The 17,562-nt window shown below is 62.2% G+C and carries 18 protein-coding genes and 1 tRNA gene; 8 read left to right on the top strand and 11 right to left on the bottom strand.

Translation table 11 applies throughout. The annotated features are described in order from the left end of the window. The first annotated feature begins 31 nt into the window (after nucleotides 1-31). Nucleotides 32-367 (top strand): helix-turn-helix transcriptional regulator, encoded by a 336-nt coding sequence (locus CAF92_RS12445; RefSeq protein ID WP_046616489.1) that lies wholly within the window; start codon nucleotides 32-34, stop codon nucleotides 365-367. A 167-nt stretch (nucleotides 368-534) separates the two neighbouring features. Here CAF92_RS12445 and mqo read toward each other — a convergent pair whose 3' ends face one another. After that, nucleotides 535-2,172, bottom strand: a complete 1,638-nt coding sequence (mqo, locus tag CAF92_RS12440) for a malate dehydrogenase (quinone) (RefSeq protein WP_046616490.1) — start codon at nucleotides 2,170-2,172, stop codon at nucleotides 535-537. A gap of 328 nt (nucleotides 2,173-2,500) precedes the next feature. Next, the gene (locus CAF92_RS12435) at nucleotides 2,501-2,692 is read right to left on the bottom strand and encodes a YhfL family protein (protein WP_046616491.1); all 192 of its coding nucleotides are present in this window, start codon (nucleotides 2,690-2,692) and stop codon (nucleotides 2,501-2,503) included. A 257-nt stretch (nucleotides 2,693-2,949) separates the two neighbouring features. Between CAF92_RS12435 and CAF92_RS12430 the strand changes: the two genes are divergently transcribed. The 3 genes from CAF92_RS12430 (at nucleotide 2,950) to CAF92_RS12420 (ending at nucleotide 4,682) form a co-directional block, all read left to right on the top strand. Then, nucleotides 2,950-3,567 carry a LysE family transporter gene (locus CAF92_RS12430; RefSeq protein ID WP_085601001.1) on the top strand — a complete coding sequence of 206 codons (618 nt, stop codon included), beginning with the start codon at nucleotides 2,950-2,952 and terminating at the stop codon, nucleotides 3,565-3,567. Nucleotides 3,568-4,009: 442 nt separating this feature from the next. After that, a complete protein-coding gene (locus CAF92_RS12425) occupies nucleotides 4,010-4,273 on the top strand; it encodes a hypothetical protein (protein WP_085601000.1) in 264 nt (87 codons plus the stop codon). Nucleotides 4,274-4,409: 136 nt separating this feature from the next. Further along, nucleotides 4,410-4,682 carry a DUF3077 domain-containing protein gene (locus tag CAF92_RS12420; protein WP_025340252.1) on the top strand — a complete coding sequence of 91 codons (273 nt, stop codon included), beginning with the start codon at nucleotides 4,410-4,412 and terminating at the stop codon, nucleotides 4,680-4,682. 53 nt (nucleotides 4,683-4,735) lie between these two features. Here the strand turns inward: CAF92_RS12420 and CAF92_RS12415 are convergent. From CAF92_RS12415 to dapA, 5 genes are all read right to left on the bottom strand, one after another. Continuing rightward, nucleotides 4,736-4,825 (bottom strand) — tRNA-Ser (locus CAF92_RS12415). Nucleotides 4,826-4,916: 91 nt separating this feature from the next. Next, entirely contained in the window at nucleotides 4,917-5,627 is a 711-nt protein-coding gene (gene purC / locus CAF92_RS12410; protein WP_004375217.1) for a phosphoribosylaminoimidazolesuccinocarboxamide synthase, read from the bottom strand. Between the two features lie 30 nt (nucleotides 5,628-5,657). Next, nucleotides 5,658-6,416, bottom strand: a complete 759-nt coding sequence (locus tag CAF92_RS12405) for an MBL fold metallo-hydrolase (protein ID WP_046616493.1) — start codon at nucleotides 6,414-6,416, stop codon at nucleotides 5,658-5,660. After that, nucleotides 6,417-7,538: an outer membrane protein assembly factor BamC gene (gene bamC, locus CAF92_RS12400; protein WP_004375223.1), complete on the bottom strand. Its 1,122-nt coding sequence runs from the start codon at nucleotides 7,536-7,538 to the stop codon at nucleotides 6,417-6,419. Nucleotides 7,539-7,553: 15 nt separating this feature from the next. Continuing rightward, nucleotides 7,554-8,441, bottom strand: coding sequence for a 4-hydroxy-tetrahydrodipicolinate synthase (dapA, locus tag CAF92_RS12395; protein WP_046616494.1), 888 nt, complete (start codon nucleotides 8,439-8,441; stop codon nucleotides 7,554-7,556). 259 nt (nucleotides 8,442-8,700) lie between these two features. On the opposite strand from dapA, the gene CAF92_RS12390 reads away from it, so the two are divergent. Together CAF92_RS12390 and CAF92_RS12385 are read left to right on the top strand one after the other, a co-directional pair. Next, complete coding sequence (locus CAF92_RS12390; protein ID WP_013973793.1) at nucleotides 8,701-9,261, top strand: glycine cleavage system protein R; 561 nt, start codon at nucleotides 8,701-8,703, stop codon at nucleotides 9,259-9,261. Between the two features lie 11 nt (nucleotides 9,262-9,272). Further along, nucleotides 9,273-9,746 (top strand): peroxiredoxin, encoded by a 474-nt coding sequence (locus CAF92_RS12385; protein ID WP_013973794.1) that lies wholly within the window; start codon nucleotides 9,273-9,275, stop codon nucleotides 9,744-9,746. A 116-nt stretch (nucleotides 9,747-9,862) separates the two neighbouring features. On the opposite strand, the gene CAF92_RS12380 is transcribed toward CAF92_RS12385, so the two are convergent. Together CAF92_RS12380 and CAF92_RS12375 are read right to left on the bottom strand one after the other, a co-directional pair. Beyond that, nucleotides 9,863-10,933, bottom strand: coding sequence for an AI-2E family transporter (locus CAF92_RS12380; protein ID WP_085600999.1), 1,071 nt, complete (start codon nucleotides 10,931-10,933; stop codon nucleotides 9,863-9,865). 19 nt (nucleotides 10,934-10,952) lie between these two features. Then, entirely contained in the window at nucleotides 10,953-11,192 is a 240-nt protein-coding gene (locus tag CAF92_RS12375) for a sulfurtransferase TusA family protein (RefSeq protein ID WP_004375233.1), read from the bottom strand. 122 nt (nucleotides 11,193-11,314) lie between these two features. On the opposite strand from CAF92_RS12375, the gene CAF92_RS12370 reads away from it, so the two are divergent. Then, nucleotides 11,315-12,751: a M48 family metalloprotease gene (locus tag CAF92_RS12370; RefSeq protein ID WP_085600998.1), complete on the top strand. Its 1,437-nt coding sequence runs from the start codon at nucleotides 11,315-11,317 to the stop codon at nucleotides 12,749-12,751. A gap of 109 nt (nucleotides 12,752-12,860) precedes the next feature. Here CAF92_RS12370 and nadA read toward each other — a convergent pair whose 3' ends face one another. Then, nucleotides 12,861-13,919: a quinolinate synthase NadA gene (gene nadA / locus CAF92_RS12365; RefSeq protein ID WP_019472564.1), complete on the bottom strand. Its 1,059-nt coding sequence runs from the start codon at nucleotides 13,917-13,919 to the stop codon at nucleotides 12,861-12,863. Between the two features lie 295 nt (nucleotides 13,920-14,214). Further along, complete coding sequence (locus CAF92_RS12360; protein ID WP_085600997.1) at nucleotides 14,215-15,723, bottom strand: YdgA family protein; 1,509 nt, start codon at nucleotides 15,721-15,723, stop codon at nucleotides 14,215-14,217. A gap of 445 nt (nucleotides 15,724-16,168) precedes the next feature. Between CAF92_RS12360 and CAF92_RS12355 the strand changes: the two genes are divergently transcribed. Beyond that, complete coding sequence (locus CAF92_RS12355) at nucleotides 16,169-17,521, top strand: APC family permease (protein ID WP_085600996.1); 1,353 nt, start codon at nucleotides 16,169-16,171, stop codon at nucleotides 17,519-17,521. Nucleotides 17,522-17,562 lie beyond the last annotated feature (41 nt).

The raw sequence follows: 17,562 nt of genomic DNA, 5'->3' as shown, positions 1-17,562 counted from the left end.
TTGATTACGATAGTTCGATCATAATCGAACTATGGCAATTAATGATAGCCCCGTTATCATGACGACCATGCGAGCCTATCAACATCCCAATTCTGAAGACCTTACCCTGGAACGCCTGCTCTACGCCCTGAGCGACCCGGTGCGCCTGGGTATCGTGCGTCACCTGGCGGGCGTGGCCGAAGCCAGCTGTGGCGAGCTGGACGGCGGCCGGCCGAAGTCAAGCATGTCCCACCATTTTCGCGTGCTGCGTGATGCGGGGTTGGTGCATACCCGCAATGTGGGGACTACCCATATGAATTCGTTGCGTAGCGAGATGCTGGCGGAGCGGTTTCCCGGGTTGCTGGACTGCATTCTGCGGCAGCAGTGATTTACCTGTGCCGGCCTTTTCGCGGGTAAACCTGCGCCCACAGGGATAGCGCTGGCCACAGGCTTGGCGCTATTTCTGTGGGAGCGGGTTTACCCGCGAAAGGGCCGGTACAGGCAACAAAAAAGCCACGAGGTCTCCCCCGTGGCTTCTTTCAAAACAATGGCCGATTACAGCGCCATGTCATTCTCAGGCTTGCTCTCGACCGGATGGCTCGGTGCAGCCGTGGTACCGACACTCTCGTCGATCACCGGTGGTTTCTCGAGCTGCAGCACTTCAGCGGTGTAGTTCCACTCTTTCTGGGTGGCCGCCGCCGAGTCGTTCAGCTTGGTGCCGTAGCTCGGCACGATCTGCTTGATCTTGGCCTGCCACTCAGGGGTGGCGACCTTCTCCTTGAACACGGTTTCCAGCACGTTCAGCATGATCGGTGCAGCAGTCGAAGCACCTGGCGATGCCCCCAGCAGGCCGGCGATGGTGCGGTCTTCGGAAGCGACCACTTCGGTGCCCAGCTTCAGCACGCCGCCCTTCTCGGCATCACGCTTGATGATCTGCACGCGCTGGCCGGCCTGCCACAGGCGCCAGTCTTCCTTCTTGGCGTTCGGGAAGTAGGTGCGCAGGGCTTCGAAGCGGTCGTCGTCAGACAGCATCAACTGGCCAGCAAGGTATTCCACCAGCGGGTACTGATCGATGCCGACTTTGGTCATCGGCCAGACGTTGTGGGTGGTGGTGCTGCTCAGCAGGTCCAGGTACGAGCCGTTCTTCAGGAACTTGGTCGAGAAGGTGGCGAATGGACCAAACAGGATCACGCGCTTGCCGTCAAGCACGCGGGTGTCCAGGTGCGGAACCGACATGGGTGGTGCGCCGGTCGAGGCGATACCGTAGGCCTTGGCCATGTGCTGCATGGCCACGGTCGGGTTCTCGGTCACCAGGAACGAGCCGCCCACCGGGAAGCCCGCGTATTCCTTGGCTTCAGGAATGCCCGACTTCTGCAGCAGCTTCAGCGCGCCGCCGCCGGCACCGATGAACAGGAACTTGGCGTCGGTGGCCGATTCGCTACCGTCCTTCAGGTTCTTGTACTCGACGTGCCACGAGCCGTCCTTGTTGCGAGTGATGTCCTGCACTTCGCTGGACAGCTTCAGGTCGAAGTTTTCCTGGGTTTTCAGGTGGCCGACGAACTGGCGGGTGATCTCGCCGAAGTTGACATCGGTACCGATTGGCGTCCAGGTCACGGCCAGCTTCTGGTTCGGGTCGCGGCCTTCCATCATCAGCGGGACCCACTTGGCGATCTGCGCGTGGTCCTCGGAGTACTGCATCGGGCGGAACAGCGGGCTGGCCTGCAGCGCGTCATAACGCTTTTTCAGGAACTTGATGTTGTCATCGCCCCACACGAAGCTCATGTGCGGCGTGGTGTTGATGAACGAATGCGGGTTCTTCAACACGCCCTGGCGGACCTGCCACGACCAGAACTGGCGGGAGATCTGGAAGGCCTCGTTGATTTCGATGGCCTTGGTGATGTTGACGTTGCCGTCCTTGTCTTCCGGGGTGTAGTTCAGCTCGGCCAGCGCGGAGTGGCCGGTACCGGCGTTGTTCCAGCCGTTGGAGCTTTCTTCGGCCACACCATCCAGGCGCTCGACCATTTCCATCGACCAGCTTGGCTCCAGCTCGTGCAGCCAAACGGCCAGGGTAGAGCTCATGATGCCGCCGCCGACCAGCAGCACATCTACTTTCTTGGTTTCTGCGGCGTGCGCTTGCATGACGCTTGCAGCGACAGCCAGACCCAGCAAGGTCTTGCCAGCTTTCTTGAACATTGATCGATTCCAGTCAGGAGAACAGAGGGCGGGCCTGTGGCTGGCCCAGGTAAAGCGTGTTCTGCAGCGCAGGCTTGTTGTTGATCATTGTTCAGCAGCCAGAGAACCAGAAAACGACTCGGCCTTTTGTCGAATTGACCGACACGGCTGAATCGTTTTTCCGATTGTAGCTTAAATGCCAGCACAAACAAATTGCCACCCGGAGCGTCAAGGCGACGGGTTGCCTCAGTGGCAGATTGTCACGCGGAAAAACAAAAACCCCCGATCACGGAAATGACCGGGGGCCTTGGATCACGCTGCAAGCGTCGCGATCAGGGTACCGCCAAGATTACTGCTGCTGAGGCAGTTTATCGATCGGGCCGCAGCCACCGATGATCTTGGAGATGGAAACCGAAGGGTGGAACAGGTAGTCGTAGCTGCAGTTTTTCGGCTGGTTGTAAACCTGGCCGGTGCAACCCGACAGCAGGGCAACACCCGAAACGACAGCAACGGCAACGGTAGCCTTGAACAGCTTTTTCATACTAAGTCCTTTAAATGAATCATCTAAGGCCATCATTCTGATGGCGGCGGGATGATACAGAACCCAAGCATTGGATCCAAGCTTCAAGGTGCAGTTGTTGGTTGCACGTGTGCAACAACTAGTTGCCGTTGTAGGAAATGTCCCGCACTTCTGAAATTTGAGCGCCTGTTTTCAATTTTCGGGCAGATGGTTGAAAAGCGGACCGGTGGCGACGATAGTCTTGAACTCTGCCTACGCACCATCAACAGGAGTTTTCCATGCTCGGCGTCACCGACTACGGCGCGTTCGTCATCGCCTTCATCATCGTCCTGGCCATCCCCGGGCCAGGCAACTTCGCCCTGATCACCGCCACCGGCAAGGGCGGGATCAAGGCAGGCATGGCCGCGACCTGTGGGGTTATCCTGGGTGACCAGGTGCTGCTGTGGCTGGCGGTGGCTGGTGTTGCCACCCTGCTGGCGGCCTACCCTGCCGCCTTCCACGTGGTGCAATGGGCCGGTGCTGCGTACCTGGCCTACCTGGGCCTGCGCATGCTGCTGAGCAAACCCGGTGGCGCGCCGCGGGCCAGCCGTATGGACAACGGCCAGTACCTGCGCCAGACCATGATGATCACCCTGCTCAACCCCAAGGCGATCATGTTCTACATGGCATTTTTCCCGTTGTTCGTCGACCCGGTGAAGCATCAGGGGCTGGTGACTTTCAGCTTCCTCGCGGCGACGGTGGCGGTGGTGACCTTCCTGTACGGGTTGATTGCGGTGGTGCTGACGCACCAGTTGGCCGAACGCATGCGCGCCAATCCGCGAGTTGCCAATATGTTCGAGCGGTTGGCGGGGGCTTGCCTGCTGGGGTTCGGCATCAAGCTGGCGGCAATGCGCTGAAGGCCCTGGGGGGGGCGCGGTGCGCCCCTTTCGCGACACAAGGCCGCTCCTACAAGCGATCGCACCAGGCTGGACCTGTGCGCAATCCCCTGTAGGAGCGGCCTTGTGTCGCAATGGGCCGCAAAGCGGCCCCCAGTCCTACAGCTGAAACTCAGAATTATCCCCTTCCCTGTAGGCCATTTCCCAAACATACTGCCAACCCGCTCAAACTGTTGCGACGGATTGGGTCGCGCTCTAGTCTCGGCTTGTCGTTGTCAACTCAACGACCGGCTTTGACAGGCCGACAACTTCTCCGTGCACGTACCCCCGTTATGGCGGCAGTACGTGGGGCACCTCGTGTGCGCCGAGTCTCCGGAGTCCTCGGTCTGTCAACCCGCGTACCGCTGCCACCCTCTTGTTTGACAGCAAGTCCGTAGCAGCTCGACTGACTCTGGAGCTAACTATGCGCAAGATGGTCCCCGATCCACCCCACTCCCTCGATTCCACCCAGGCTCTGCAAGACACCCTGGTCCAGTCCTCAGAGTACGTACTCTGCGCCCTGTTCGTGGCCCGCCAATCCATTCAACTCAAACCCACGGCCCCGAGTTCGATCGTGATGCAGGCCGTGATCCATGAAATGGAAGCGGTACAGGGCCTGGTCGAGTCGGCATTGATGCAATTGCAGATGCAGGCCCATTTACCGGCTGAGCCACGAACTTTGCACTAGCAGGCCTGGCCTCTTCGCGGGCACGCCCGCTCCCACAGGGGTAATCATTGCCCTCAAGCACTGCACAGTACCTGTGGGAGCGGGCGCGCCCGCGAAGAGGCCGGCACAGACACCCAAGATTCCAGGGAGAAAAACAATGCCCACCGACGACACAAAGCAACCCACCACAGTCGGCAAGACCTGCTTCTACCAAGGCGAAAACAACACCCACCCGCTGTTCCGCATCGAGCCCGGCATTCCCTGCCAGGACGCCCGCGAACAGGCATCCGAACTGATGGGCTACGTCCGCGACCTGATCATCACCGGTTTGATGGATGGCGACCAGAAGCTGATCTGGGCCTCGCATTACCTGAGTGCGATGGCCAAGGCGCTGCTGGATGATGCTGAACTGGGGATGATGAAAAAATAAGGCACAACGAAAAAGCCCCTGGAAACTTTCGTTCCCAGGGGCTTCATCTTGTATGGCGGAGAGATAGGGATTTGAACCCTAGGTACTGTTGCCAGTACAACGGATTTCGAATCCGTCCCGTTCGACCACTCCGGCATCTCTCCAATGCCGCGCATCATACCAGCGTTCTTTTAAAACGCAAACCTTTTTTTTAAAAAAATCGCGTGGTATCAGGCGCTTGCGTGAACGTGCCGCTTACAGCGGCACGCCCAGGCGCTTGGCAACTTCTTCGTAGGCTTCGATCACGTCGCCCAGGCCCTGGCGGAAGCGGTCCTTGTCCATCTTCTTGCGGGTCTCTTTGTCCCACAGGCGGCAGCCGTCCGGGCTGAACTCGTCGCCCAGCACGATCTGGCCGTGGAATACGCCGAATTCCAGCTTGAAGTCGACCAGCAGCAGGCCGGCGTCATCGAACAGCTTGCTCAGCACTTCGTTGACCTTCAGCGACAGCTTTTTCATTTCGGCCAGCTGCTCGGCGGTGCCCCAGCCGAACGCGACAACGTGAGATTCGTTGATGAAGGGGTCGCCCTTCTCGTCGTTCTTCAGGAACAGCTCGAAGGTGGACGGCTCCAGCTTGATGCCCTCCTCCACGCCCAGGCGCTTGACCAGGCTGCCGGCGGCGTAGTTGCGCACCACGCACTCGACCGGAATCATGTCCAGCTTCTTCACCAGGCACTCGTTGTCGCCCAGCAGCTTGTCGAACTGGGTCGGCACGCCGGCTTCTTCCAGTTTCTGCATGATGAAGGCGTTGAACTTGTTGTTCACCATGCCTTTGCGGTCGAGCTGTTCGATACGCTTGCCGTCGAACGCCGAAGTGTCGTTACGGAACAGCAGGATCAAGCGGTCGGCGTCGTCGGTCTTGTAAACCGATTTGGCCTTGCCGCGGTAGAGTTCGTCGCGTTTTTCCATGATTGGGCTCCGCTTGCTTGAGGTGTTGGGCTAGGCGATTTCGCGCCAGTCGAGCCCGTGTTCCTGATTCGCCACCTGGAGCCAGTCCGGGTCGCACCCAAGGGTGTCGACGAAGCACTGGCGAGCCAACTGTGGCAGGTTGTTCTTGCTGCTGAGGTGGGCCAGCACCAGGTGTTGCAAGTTGCTCCAGCCCAACTCGTGCACCAGGCGCGCGGCCTGGTGATTGTTCAAATGCCCTTGCATGCCACCCACCCGCTGCTTCAGGAAGGCCGGGTAGTGACCGCGTGCCAGCAGGTCGCGGCAGTGGTTGGCCTCGATCAACAGTGCATCCAGGCCCTGATAACGCTCCAGCAGCAGCGCGTCGTACGAGCCAAGGTCGGTCAGCATGCCGAAGCGCCGCTGGCCGTCGCTGACCACGTACTGCAGCGGCTCGTAGGCGTCGTGCTCGACCCGCGCCGCGGTCACTTCCAGGCTGCCGATACGCAGGCTTTCGCCACAAGCGAGAAAACCGGCCACCTCCACCGGCTTGCGCATGCCGCGCAAGGTCCCCTGGCTGAGGTAGACCGGTACATTGTAGCGCCGTGACAGCAAGCCGACCCCATGTACGTGGTCGGCATGTTCGTGGGTAACCAGTACCGCACTGAGCTGGGCCGCCGATACGCCGAGCAGCGCCAGGCGCCGCTCGGTCTCGCGCAGGGAAAACCCGCAATCGACCAGGATGAACGTGTCACCACTGGCGATCAGCGTGCCGTTTCCCTGGCTGCCGCTTCCGAGTACCGCGAAGCGCACTTAGCCCAGGTGGTCCTGAATGGCGCTCAGCACGCGGCGGGCGACATCGGCCGGGGCCACGGTGTTGATGTTCTTCTCGACCGTGACCTGCACGCTCTCACCTACCTTGCTCAGACGAACCTGGTAGCGTTCGGCACGGGCTTCACGCTCTTCCTTGGTCGGCTCGCTGCCGAACATGCGGCCAAAGAAGCCAGGCTGGTTCTGCTTGTCTTCAGGCTTTTCAGACAGGTTGATGTAGTACAGGCCCAGGCTGCGGTTGATGTCCTCGACACGCCACTCGCCACCCTGCTCCAGGGCACGGCCCACGCTGGACCAGGCGCGGTCCAGGTCGGCGCCCAGGTACAGCACCGGGTTGCCGCTGCCGTCTTCGCTCAGGCTGACGCGGCTTGGCGCGTCGAAATCGCGCGCGGCCAGCAGCGATACCGAACCGCCCTTCTCGGCGCTGCGGTTCATGCTGGCAAGCATTTCGTCGACCAGCAGGGCATCGGCACCGGTGTTGCTGGAGGTGGACGGGAAATCGGGTTCGGCAGTGCTGCCAGCCGGGCGCTCGACGCTGACCACATACACCTCGGAGGTGTTGCGCTGCACACCAGGCTCCATGCGCACACGCACGCGCACTTCGCTGTCAGCGCTGCTCGCAGTGCTGGCCAGGCGCTGGCCGAGCGAAGCCGAAAGTTCGTCGAAACGCTGCCAGGTGGTGTTGAATTCGCCGGTCTGCGGGCGCTCTTCGGCGATGCGGAAGCCGTTGTCTTCGAAGAACTGGCGAGCCACAGGCCATACTTCGGCCGGCGAATGCTGGGCCAGCACCCAACGGCTGCTGCCGCTGCGCTGCAGGCTGTAGTCGGTAACCTGGGCGGCGCCACCGGTCATCGGTTGCGGGCGCGGCACCTCGAACTCGCCGGTGGCGCTGTCGTCGGCGACGTTGCGCGGGATCGGTAGCAGCGGGTCAAGGCGCTTGACGTTGCTGGCGTCCGGCGGCAGCTGCATCGGCGCAGTCGGGCGCGCCTGCAGGTAATCGCTGCCGCGGTCGCGGAAATAGCCATCCTCGCCCCACAGCCAGCCACACCCACTGGTGCTGGAGATGATCAGGGCAAGGGCGGAAAGACCAGCCAGTCGCTTCATGCGGTGTACTTCCTCTTAAACCAGTACGCCGGACTGGCGCAAGGCAGTACGGACTTTTTCGTGGCAGCCTTCGCTCAGCCAGGTCAGCGGCAGGCGAATGCCTTTTTGCATCAGGCCCATCTCGACGAGCGCCCATTTCACCGGGATCGGGTTGGCTTCGCAGAACAGGTCCTTGTGCAGCGGCATGAGTTTTTCGTTGATTGCGCGGGCCTTCTCGGCATTGCCCTCAAGGGCGGCCTCGCACAGGTCGGCCATTTCGCGCGGGGCGACGTTGGCGGTGACGGAGATGTTGCCTTTGCCGCCCATCAGGATCAGCTCGACGGCGGTCGGGTCATCGCCGGACAGGACGATGAAGTCCTTGTCGACGCCATCCAGGATGGCCTTGGCACGGGCCAGGTCGCCGGTGGCTTCCTTGATGCCGATGATGTTCTTGACCTTCGACAGGCGGATCACGGTATCGGCCTGCATGTCGCAGGAGGTGCGGCCGGGTACGTTGTAGAGAATCTGCGGGATGTCGACGGCTTCGGCGATGTGCTTGAAGTGCTGGTACAGGCCTTCTTGCGTCGGCTTGTTGTAGTACGGTACCACCAGCAGGCAGGCGTCGGCGCCGGCATTCTTGGCGTTCTGGGTCAGGTGCACGGCTTCAGCAGTGGCGTTGGCACCGGTGCCGGCGATGACCGGGATCGGTTTGTTGCTGCGCTTGACGCGCTCGACCACGTGCTTGATGACCAGGATGTGTTCTTCGACATCCAACGTGGCGGACTCACCGGTTGTGCCGACAGCGACAATCGCGTGGGTGCCGTTTTCCAGGTGGAAGTCTACAAGTTTGTCGAGGCTGCCCCAGTCCACACGCCCTTGTGCATCCATGGGTGTGACCAATGCCACCATACTGCCCGCAATCATGTAACTGCTCCTGCCGGAAAAAGAGAGCGGTAATGGTACTGGGGGCATCGGCCTTGCACAAGCGAAGCAGGCGGGCGGAGCATTCCCCTCGGCGCCTTATTTCGCTACCCTTGATGCTTTGATCGGTGCAGCGCGGCCCGCCGGGCCGTCGACCTTGCTCCCCGCCAGCGTCCACGACCTCGCATGCGAGCCCCGGGCCCTGCCGACAGGAGGCTTTCGCCCGTCCTGTGCCGACCGCTCATCGCTTTAGGAATGCTGCATGTCCACCCCCACCGTCCGCGAACAATTCCTTGTCATCAGTGCCCTGGGCCCCAACCCCATGGAGCTGGCCAACGTCCTCAGCCGCGCTGCCTTCGAAAACCGCTGCGCGGTGGTCACCTCGCGCCTGAGCCGCCACGGCGAGACCAGCGCCCTGGTACTGCAGGTAGGCGGTAGCTGGGACGCCCTGGCGCGCCTCGAAGCCATGCTGCCTGGCCTGGGCAAGAAGCACGGCCTGACCCTGGACGTGGTGCGCAGCGCCGACCAGGAAGTGCGCCCGCAGGCCCTGCCCTACGTGGCCTACGTCAGCGCCGCCTACCGGCCGGACATCATCAACGAGCTGTGCCAGTTCTTCCTCGACCACCGCGTCGAGCTGGAAGCCATGACCTGCGATACCTACCTGGCGCCGCAGACCGGCAGCAGCATGCTCAATGCCCAGTTCACCGTGATTCTGCCGGCCGGCACCCAGATCAGCTGGCTGCGTGACCAGTTCCTGGACTTTGCCGATGCCCTGAACCTCGATGCGCTGATCGAGCCATGGCGTCCACAGAACCCAATGTAAGGAAACCGAACATGGCTGTAGCACTCGACCAACCCGTTGCCGACTTCCAGGCCCAGGCTACCAGCGGGCAGACCGTCAGCCTGGCCGAGCTCAAGGGCCGGCAGGTGGTGGTGTATTTCTACCCGAAGGACAGCACCCCGGGCTGCACCACCGAAGGCCAGGGCTTCCGTGACCAGCACGATGCCTTTGCCGCGGCCAACACCGTGGTGTTCGGCGTGTCGCGCGATGGCATCAAGTCGCACGAAAACTTCAAGGCCAAGCAAGGCTTCCCGTTCGAGCTGATCAGCGACAAGGACGAAGCCCTGTGTCAGCTGTTCGACGTGATCAAGCTGAAGAAGCTGTATGGCAAGGAATACATGGGCGTTGACCGCAGCACCTTCCTGATCGACAAGGACGGTGTACTGCGCCAGGAATGGCGCGGGGTGAAGGTGCCCGGGCATGTGGATGCAGTACTGGCTGCTGCCCAGGCCCTGAACAAGGCTTGAGATCGTTGGGGGGGCGCTTTGCGCCCCTTTCGCGACACAAGGCCGCTCCTACAGGAAATCGCGTATCCCTGCAGGAGCGGCCTTGTGTCGCGATGGGCGGCAAAGCAGCCCCAAAATTACAGCATCGGTGACACACTAGGCTCCTGCCGCGGCCAGGCATCCAGCACAGCCTTGATCAGCGTCGCCAGCGGGATGGCAAAGAAGATCCCCCAAAACCCCCACAACCCGCCAAACAGCAACACCGCGCAGATGATCGCCACCGGGTGCAGGCTCACCGCCTCGGAGAACAGCAGCGGCACCAGCACGTTGCCGTCCAGCGCCTGGATGATCGCGTACACCGTCATCAGGTAGATGAACTGGTCACCCCAGCCCCACTGGAACAGTGCGATCAACGTCACCGGCACGGTCACCACCACCGCGCCCACGTAAGGCACCACCACCGACAGCCCTACCAGCAGCGCCAGCAACGCGGCGTAGTTGAGCCCCAGGCTGATGAAGGCGATATAGGTGGCGATGCCGCAGATCAGGATCTCGATGCCCTTGCCGCGGATGTAGTTGGCGATCTGCCGGTTCATCTCGCTGCCAACCCGGTTCAGCAGGCTGCGCTGGCGTGGCAGGTAGCCGCTGACCCAACGGCCGATCAGTTCGCGGTCCTTGAGAAAGAAAAATACCAGGATCGGCACCAGTACCAGGTAGATCATGGCGTTGACCAGCAACGGCAGGCTCGATAGCGAGAAGGTGAGCGCCCACTGGCCGAACTTGCCGATCTCCCCGCGCACCGACTCGATGGCATGCAGCACCTGCTCGTCCGACACCAGGTGCGGGTAGCGCTCGGGCAACAGCAACAACAGCGACTGCCACTTGCCGAGCATGCCCGGCAGTTCGTTGAACAGGGTGATCAGCTGGTGCCACAGCAGCGGCACCAGCACCAGCATGAACACCGCCAGCGCGCCCATGAACAGGGCGAACACCAGCATCACCGCCAATCGGGAGGGTACCCGCAAGCGCTCCAGGGCATTGACCAACCCTTGCATCAGAAACGCCAGCACCATGCCCGCCAGCACCGGCGCAAGCATGCCACCCAGGGTGAGTACCGCGGTAAAAGCAAGGAACAGCAGGACCGCCAGCACCACCGCTTCCTCATCGGAGAAGTAGCGCTGCATCCAGTCGCGAAGCACTTTGAACATTGACGATCCTTGGAAAGACTCAGGCCTTGCGCAGCCAGTAAGTGTAGGTGCCGGCCTCGGCCGTTTCCCGCAGCAGGGTATGACCTGCCAACTGGGCGAAAGTGCGGAAGTCACGCTGGGAGCCGGCGTCGGTGGCGATTACCTTGAGCACCGCGCCGCTGGCCAGGCGGTTGAGCTCCATCTTGGCCTTCAGCAGCGGTAAAGGGCAATTCAGCCCGCTGGCGTCCAGTTCGGCGTCACAAGTCAGGGTTTCACTCATTGCGGGGCTCTCCAACGGTATTGCCAGGCGGTATCTGGATTTGGCCGGCTAGGATAGCGCCACTGGTCGCCAACGTGTGAGCCCGCTACAGTAGGTATCTTTGACCGACGCGAGCTTCATGCATGAATCTACTGCGCCCTACCCTGCTGACGCTGGCCTGCCTGTTGGCCCTTCCCGGCCATGCTGACGACCTGCCATCACTGGGCGACGCCAGTTCCGCGATCGTCTCGCCACAGCAGGAGCACCAGCTCGGCCGTGCCTGGCTGAGCCTGCTGCGCGGCCAGGTCAACCAGCTCAACGACCCGCAGCTGAAGGACTACGTCGAAACCAGCGTGTACCGCCTGGCCGAAACCAGCCAACTGCAGGACCGCCGCCTGGAATTCATCCTCATCGATAGCCGCGAGCTCAATGCCTTTGCCGCCCCGGGCGGTATCGTGGGGGTCAACGGCGGGCTGTTCCTCAACGCCCAGACCGAAGGCGAGTACGCCTCGGTACTGGCCCACGAACTGGCGCACTTGTCGCAGCGCCACTTCGCCCGCGGCGTCGAGGCCCAGCAGCGCATGCAGCTACCGATGATGGCGGCGCTGCTGGCCGGTATCGTGCTGGCGGCCGGTGGCGGCGGTGATGCCGGTATCGGTGTGATCGCCGGTACCCAGGCGGCAGCGATCCAGGAACAGCGGCGCTTCTCCCGGCAGAACGAACAGGAAGCCGACCGCATCGGCATCCAGAACCTGGAAAAGGCCGGCTACGACCCGCGCAACATGCCGACCATGTTCGAGCGCCTGGCCCGGCAGTACCGTTACGATGCAAAGCCGCCGGAATTCCTGCTGACCCACCCGGTAACCGAGTCGCGTATCGCCGACACCCGCAACCGCGCCGAGCAGGCTCCCAAGGGCGGCGTCGAGGACAGCATGCGCTACCAGCTGATCCGTGCCCGGGTGGCGCTGACCTACGAAGGCACCCCTGGGCTGGCGGCCAAACGCTTCCGCGCCCAGCTGGACGAAGACCCCAAGCTGGACGCCGCGCGTTACGGCCTGGCCCTGGCGCAGATCAAGGGCGGCCAGCTGAACGAGGCGCGCGAACTGCTCAAGCCGCTGCTGGCCAAGGCGCCCAACGACATTACCTACAACCTGGCGCAGATCGATCTGGACATCACCAACAACCGCCTGGCCGACGCGCAGCAGCGCGCCGAACGCATGCAGGGGTTGTACCCGGGCAACTACCCGCTGAAGCAGGTGCGTGCCGATCTGCTGGTGAAGCTGAACAAGCCCGCCGAGGCGGAAAAGGTGCTGAACGAACTGGTGAAGAGCCGGCCGGATGACCCGGACGTGTGGTACGACATGGCCGAAGTGCGGGGCCTTTCGGGCAATACCATTGGTTTGCACCGGGCGCGTGCCGAGTACTTCACACTGGTGGGCGATTTTGACCAGGCCATCCAGCAGCTGGATTACGCCAAGCGCCGTGCGGGCGGGAACTTCCCGCTGGCAGCACAGATTGACCAGCGCCAGCGCGAGGTCATGGAGCAGCAGCGCATGGTTCAGGAAATGATGGGGCGTTGAAGGCCCTTTCGCGGCTAAACCCGCTCCCACAGGGACCGCACCGCCCGTGAGCGCTGCGCTGTACCTGTGGGAGCGGGTTTACCCGCGAAGAAAGCGACGCGGTACAGCGTCAGGCGTTACCGGACAACTTCAGGCGCGCCGCCTGGGTAAAGTCCAGCATCCGGTTCAGCGGCTTGATCGCTTTCGGCACCAGCGCCGGGTCGACAAAAATCTCGTTAGACCCATTACGAAGGCAATCCAGCACACGCTCCAGGGTGTTCATCGCCATCCACGGGCAGTGCGCGCAGCTGCGGCATGCCGCGCCGTTACCGGCGGTCGGGGCTTCGACGAACTCCTTGTCCGGGCACAGCTGCTGCATCTTGTAGAAGATGCCGCGGTCGGTGGCGACGATGAAGGTCTTGTTCGGCAGGGTCTGGGCAGCCTTGATCAGCTGGCTGGTGGAACCCACCGCGTCGGCCAGTTCGATCACCGCTTCCGGCGACTCGGGGTGCACCAGAATCGCCGCATCCGGGTACAGCGCCTTCATGTCGGCCAACTGGCGCGACTTGAACTCTTCGTGAACGATGCAGGCACCGTCCCACAGCAGCATGTCGGCACCGGTTTGCTTCTGGATGTAACGCCCCAGGTGCTGGTCCGGGCCCCAGATGATGGTCTCGCCGTTGTCCATCAGGCTTTCGACGATTTCCAGCGCGCAGCTCGAGGTCACCACCCAGTCGGCACGGGCCTTCACGGCAGCGGAAGTGTTGGCGTAGACCACCACGGTACGTTCGGGATGCTGGTCGCAGAAGGCCGAAAACTCTTCTACCGGGCAACCCAGGTCGAGCGAGCAGGTAGCCTCCAGGGTCGGCATCAGCACGCGCTTTTCCGGGGTGAGGATTTTCGCCGTCTCGCCCATGAAGCGCACACCGGCGACGATCACGGTTTCGGCCGGGTGGTTCTTGCCGAAGCGGGCCATTTCCAGCGAGTCGGACACGCAGCCGCCGGTTTCTTCGGCCAGCGCCTGGATGACCGGGTCGCAGTAATAGTGGGCGACCAGCACGGCGTTCTGGGCCTTGAGCTCGGCAGCGATGGCCGCACGGTATTCGGCCTCCTGCTCGGCTGTCAGCGGGTTGGGCTGCTTGGCGTCGAGGTGGGCCTGAACCAACAGGCGTTCGGAAATCTGGGTCATGATCGCTGGACCTGCAGGCGCGTGCGCGCGTCGAATCGAGTGTATCACCCGGCCCTGACAGATCGGCTAAGGGTGCCGGACGGCACGAAGGCCGCCACGGCCCTCTGCGGGCGCGGATTATTATCGGAGGCCGAAGGCTACAGACAATCCAGCGAATTCTAAAGTGGTTTTTGTGTTGCCTGTGCTGGCCTCTTCGCGGGCACGCCCGCTCCCACCGTTACAGCGCTGCCCTCAGGGGCAAGGAGTAACCTGTGGAAGCGGACGCGCCCGCGAAAAGGCCGGAACAGGAGAAACGTCAGCCCTGCGGCGACAGGGCCGCCAGGTGCGAGGCCATGAGCATCGCGAACTCTTCCACGGTCATCTTCTTGCCGTTGAAGTCGACCATGCCATCGGCATAGTGCAGGCTGCTTACCACATCGTTGCCCTGCACGGTGGCCATGCCACTCTGCAGCGCCATCATGCCGACCATTTCCCCGGCCTGGCTCGATTGCATGGCAATGGCTTGGGCGTCGGTCTGGCCATCCAGCAGTGCCTGCAAGGTTGCCAGGTCGCCGATCATAGGCTTGGACAACGACAGCTTGCTCTTCACCTCGGTGATCAGTTGCTTGCTCAATTGATCAGGCGGCAGGTCGAAGCTGGCCGGGGCGGCGAAGCCCATCGACAGGTCAAAGCGGCTTTCGCCATTGGCGGTCCTGAACGACAGGTTTTCCACTGCCACCCGGGGCTTGGCAGCCAGCAACTTCTGCAGCTCGCCCTGGAACCTGGCCTTCTCATCATCGTCCATCTGGATTTCCGGTACCGGCTGGCCAGCGGCAGCTGCGGCCTCGAATTCCGGCAGGTGCGCCTGGTACCACGTCGACAGCGCCTGTAGCGCCGGCGCGTTGACCGACGTGATGCTCACTGCCATCTGCGCCTTGCCCACCGCACGGCCATCCCAGGTGATATCCCCGACCTTGTACTCCACGCGGCCACCCACGGTATCCGGGCCCTCAAGGGCTTGCAGGGCGTTCTGCTCCAGCCCCTTGACCACCAGCACCTGCTGTTTCGGCCCCAGAGTGACCTTGGTTTCGGCCAGCGCCAGGTCGACATTGCCTACATAGATGGCCTCGTGCGCGGTGGCCGCCAGCTGGCCGCCGACCTTAAGGCCGTTGAGCTCGAAAGTGGCAGGCGGCTGGTCATCGCGTACCAGTTTCATCACGAACCGATCGGCCTGGCCGTGGAAGCTCGAGGCCTTGCCTTCCTGGTCACCACTGACTTGCAGTTGCATGCCCGAGAAGTCGAGGCTGTTGCCGTCCGCTTCGTCGAGCTTGACTGGCGCCAGCTGGACCTGGCTGACAACATTGCCATCGTAGCCCAGGCTGGTCTGGGCACTGACCGGGGCCTGCTCGCCCGCTGCGGCAAACCACGGTGCGGTGGCGTCGTCCTTCTGCAGCGTGCTGTTGCTGACTGCCAGCACCGGCATCAGCTTAAGCGCCTTTACCCGCGACCAGGGGAACGGGCCGTGCTCGATCTGGTCGGTAACGCCCACGTCGAAATTCACAACTTCGCCTTCGCCCAGGTTGATATCGCGGGCCTTGAGCCGGTACTGGGCGGTACTGCTGAAGAAATGCTGCTCCAGCGACACCCGTTCGATGCTCATGCTGCCACCGGTACTCACCAGGGCCTTCTTGAGTTCTGCGTTGCTGCGGACCAGGGCGTTGTCCAGCTCCGCAGGCAGCTGCTTGCCGGTGTACCAGGCGCCAGCGGTGGTTACGACGGCAATGGCGATAGCCAGGCCGGAAAGGATGCCAACTGATTTCTTCATGAATAGAACCGATTGCTGTCCATATGGGCTTCGTAGGCGGCCAAGGGCCACACAGGACGCCAAGAGTACCACTGCAGCCCAGCCCTGGCGCTGGCCAGTCTCGAGAAATCCCGTTTTTGGGAAACGCCTGACATACCTTCCAAGTGCGACCGGCCTTCGTTAATTTTTGCGAACACCAAAATTGATCATAACCGCAAAAAAACGCGCAAAAACCGAACAAAACCCCACTTTAATCGATAAATATTTCAATCCAGCAACATCTTGTCATGTTTAACTTGACACCAAGCTACCCATCGTTTTTTATTTTCACCACTTTGCGCGCTCCCCCGCGTCCCCGCTGCTCCAACAATAAAGGTGAACAACATGGAGCCCACCCGCTCGCCCTTGCCGCATGCGCAGTACACCGTGCCCGCCGTTTACGCCCAGCCGCAGGAGCCATGCCAGCATGCAGCCTGATCACAGCGCTTCCGGCAACGGCCAACTCCGTAAAACCCTGCGCCTCTGGCACGTGATCATCATCGGCCTGGCCTACCTGACCCCGATGACCGTGTTCGACACCTTCGGCATCGTTTCCGGGATTACTGCCGGCCACGTACCCAGCGCCTACATCCTGGCGCTGGCCGGGATCCTGTTCACCGCCGTGAGCTACGGCACCCTGGTAAGGCGCTTCCCACAGTCGGGCTCGGCCTATACCTACACCCAGCGCGCGATCAACCCGCACGTCGGCTTCCTGGTCGGCTGGTCGTCGTTGCTCGACTACCTGCTGTTGCCAATGGTCAACGCCTTGCTGGCCAAGCTGTACCTTTCGGCCATGTTCCCGGAAGTACCGGAGTGGATGTGGGTAGCCGGCTTCGTCACCCTGATCAGCCTGATCAACATGCGCAGCGTGAACCTGGTGGCGCACTTCAACCTGCTGTTCGTGGCCGTGCAGGTGGCGATCATCGCCGTGTTCATCTACCTGTGCGTGCGTGGCCTGGACCAGGGTGAAGGGCTGGGTACCGCCTGGAGCCTGCTGCCGTTCGCCGACGACAAGACCCAGCTCAGCGCCCTGGCCGCCGGTGCGACCATCCTGTGCTTCTCGTTCCTCGGCTTCGACGCGGTCACCTGCCTGTCCGAAGAAACCCGCGACCCGGGCAAGACCATCCCTCGCGCGATCTTCCTCACCGCCCTGATTGGCGGCCTGGTGTTCATCACCGTGTCGTACTTCATCCAGGCTTACTTCCCGACCATGTCCCGCTTCCACGACCAGGAAGCGGCACTGCCGGAAATCGCCCTGTACGTCGGCGGCAAGCTGTTCCAGTCGATCTTCATCGCCTGCACCGTGATCAACACCATCGCCTCGGGCCTGGCCTCACAGACCAGCGTGTCGCGCCTGCTGTACGTGATGGGCCGCGATAACGTGATCCCGGCCAGCCTGTTCGCCCGGCTGCACTCGCGCTACAAGACGCCGGTGCTGAACATCGCGGTGGTGGGCCTGATTTCGCTGTCGGCGATCTTCTTCGACCTGGTCACCGCCACCTCGATCATCAACTTCGGTGCGCTGGTCGCGTTCAGCTTCGTCAACCTGTCGGTGATCAACCACTGCTACCTGCGCGAAGGCAAGCGCCAGGGCCTGGCCAACCAGCTGACGTACCTGGTGGCGCCCACCATCGGCTTCTGCATAATCGTCTCGCTGTGGCTGGACCTGAACGCCCACTCGCTGCTGTTCGGTGGTGTCTGGGCACTGCTCGGCCTGCTGTACCTGGCCTGGCTGACCAAAGCCTTCAGGGACTCCCCACCCAACTACATCGCTGAATGACCCATGCTGTCGACAACGCCCGCGCCTGATCGCGGGCGTTG

It is taken from the genome of Pseudomonas sp. B10(2017) (genome assembly GCF_002113295.1).
GTDB lineage: Bacteria > Pseudomonadota > Gammaproteobacteria > Pseudomonadales > Pseudomonadaceae > Aquipseudomonas > Aquipseudomonas pudica.
The sequence above is the reverse complement of the archived record's forward strand: the minus strand, read 5'-3'. Positions and strand labels throughout refer to the sequence as shown.

Bases quoted from the DNA above. Each gene is read 5' to 3' on its own strand.
- CAF92_RS12375 (WP_004375233.1), bottom strand. From the start codon at position 11,192: ATGAGTGAAACCCTGACTTGTGACGCCGAACTGGACGCCAGCGGGCTG.
- CAF92_RS12420 (WP_025340252.1), top strand. From the start codon at position 4,410: ATGCCCACCGACGACACAAAGCAACCCACCACAGTCGGCAAGACCTGC.
- CAF92_RS12390 (WP_013973793.1), top strand. From the start codon at position 8,701: ATGTCCACCCCCACCGTCCGCGAACAATTCCTTGTCATCAGTGCCCTG.
- purC (WP_004375217.1), bottom strand. From the start codon at position 5,627: ATGGAAAAACGCGACGAACTCTACCGCGGCAAGGCCAAATCGGTTTAC.
- bamC (WP_004375223.1), bottom strand. From the start codon at position 7,538: ATGAAGCGACTGGCTGGTCTTTCCGCCCTTGCCCTGATCATCTCCAGC.
- CAF92_RS12385 (WP_013973794.1), top strand. From the start codon at position 9,273: ATGGCTGTAGCACTCGACCAACCCGTTGCCGACTTCCAGGCCCAGGCT.
- CAF92_RS12360 (WP_085600997.1), bottom strand. From the start codon at position 15,723: ATGAAGAAATCAGTTGGCATCCTTTCCGGCCTGGCTATCGCCATTGCC.
- CAF92_RS12435 (WP_046616491.1), bottom strand. From the start codon at position 2,692: ATGAAAAAGCTGTTCAAGGCTACCGTTGCCGTTGCTGTCGTTTCGGGT.
- CAF92_RS12380 (WP_085600999.1), bottom strand. From the start codon at position 10,933: ATGTTCAAAGTGCTTCGCGACTGGATGCAGCGCTACTTCTCCGATGAG.
- CAF92_RS12370 (WP_085600998.1), top strand. From the start codon at position 11,315: ATGAATCTACTGCGCCCTACCCTGCTGACGCTGGCCTGCCTGTTGGCC.
- CAF92_RS12355 (WP_085600996.1), top strand. From the start codon at position 16,169: ATGCAGCCTGATCACAGCGCTTCCGGCAACGGCCAACTCCGTAAAACC.
- nadA (WP_019472564.1), bottom strand. From the start codon at position 13,919: ATGACCCAGATTTCCGAACGCCTGTTGGTTCAGGCCCACCTCGACGCC.
- dapA (WP_046616494.1), bottom strand. From the start codon at position 8,441: ATGATTGCGGGCAGTATGGTGGCATTGGTCACACCCATGGATGCACAA.
- CAF92_RS12425 (WP_085601000.1), top strand. From the start codon at position 4,010: ATGCGCAAGATGGTCCCCGATCCACCCCACTCCCTCGATTCCACCCAG.
- mqo (WP_046616490.1), bottom strand. From the start codon at position 2,172: ATGTTCAAGAAAGCTGGCAAGACCTTGCTGGGTCTGGCTGTCGCTGCA.
- CAF92_RS12445 (WP_046616489.1), top strand. From the start codon at position 32: ATGGCAATTAATGATAGCCCCGTTATCATGACGACCATGCGAGCCTAT.
- CAF92_RS12430 (WP_085601001.1), top strand. From the start codon at position 2,950: ATGCTCGGCGTCACCGACTACGGCGCGTTCGTCATCGCCTTCATCATC.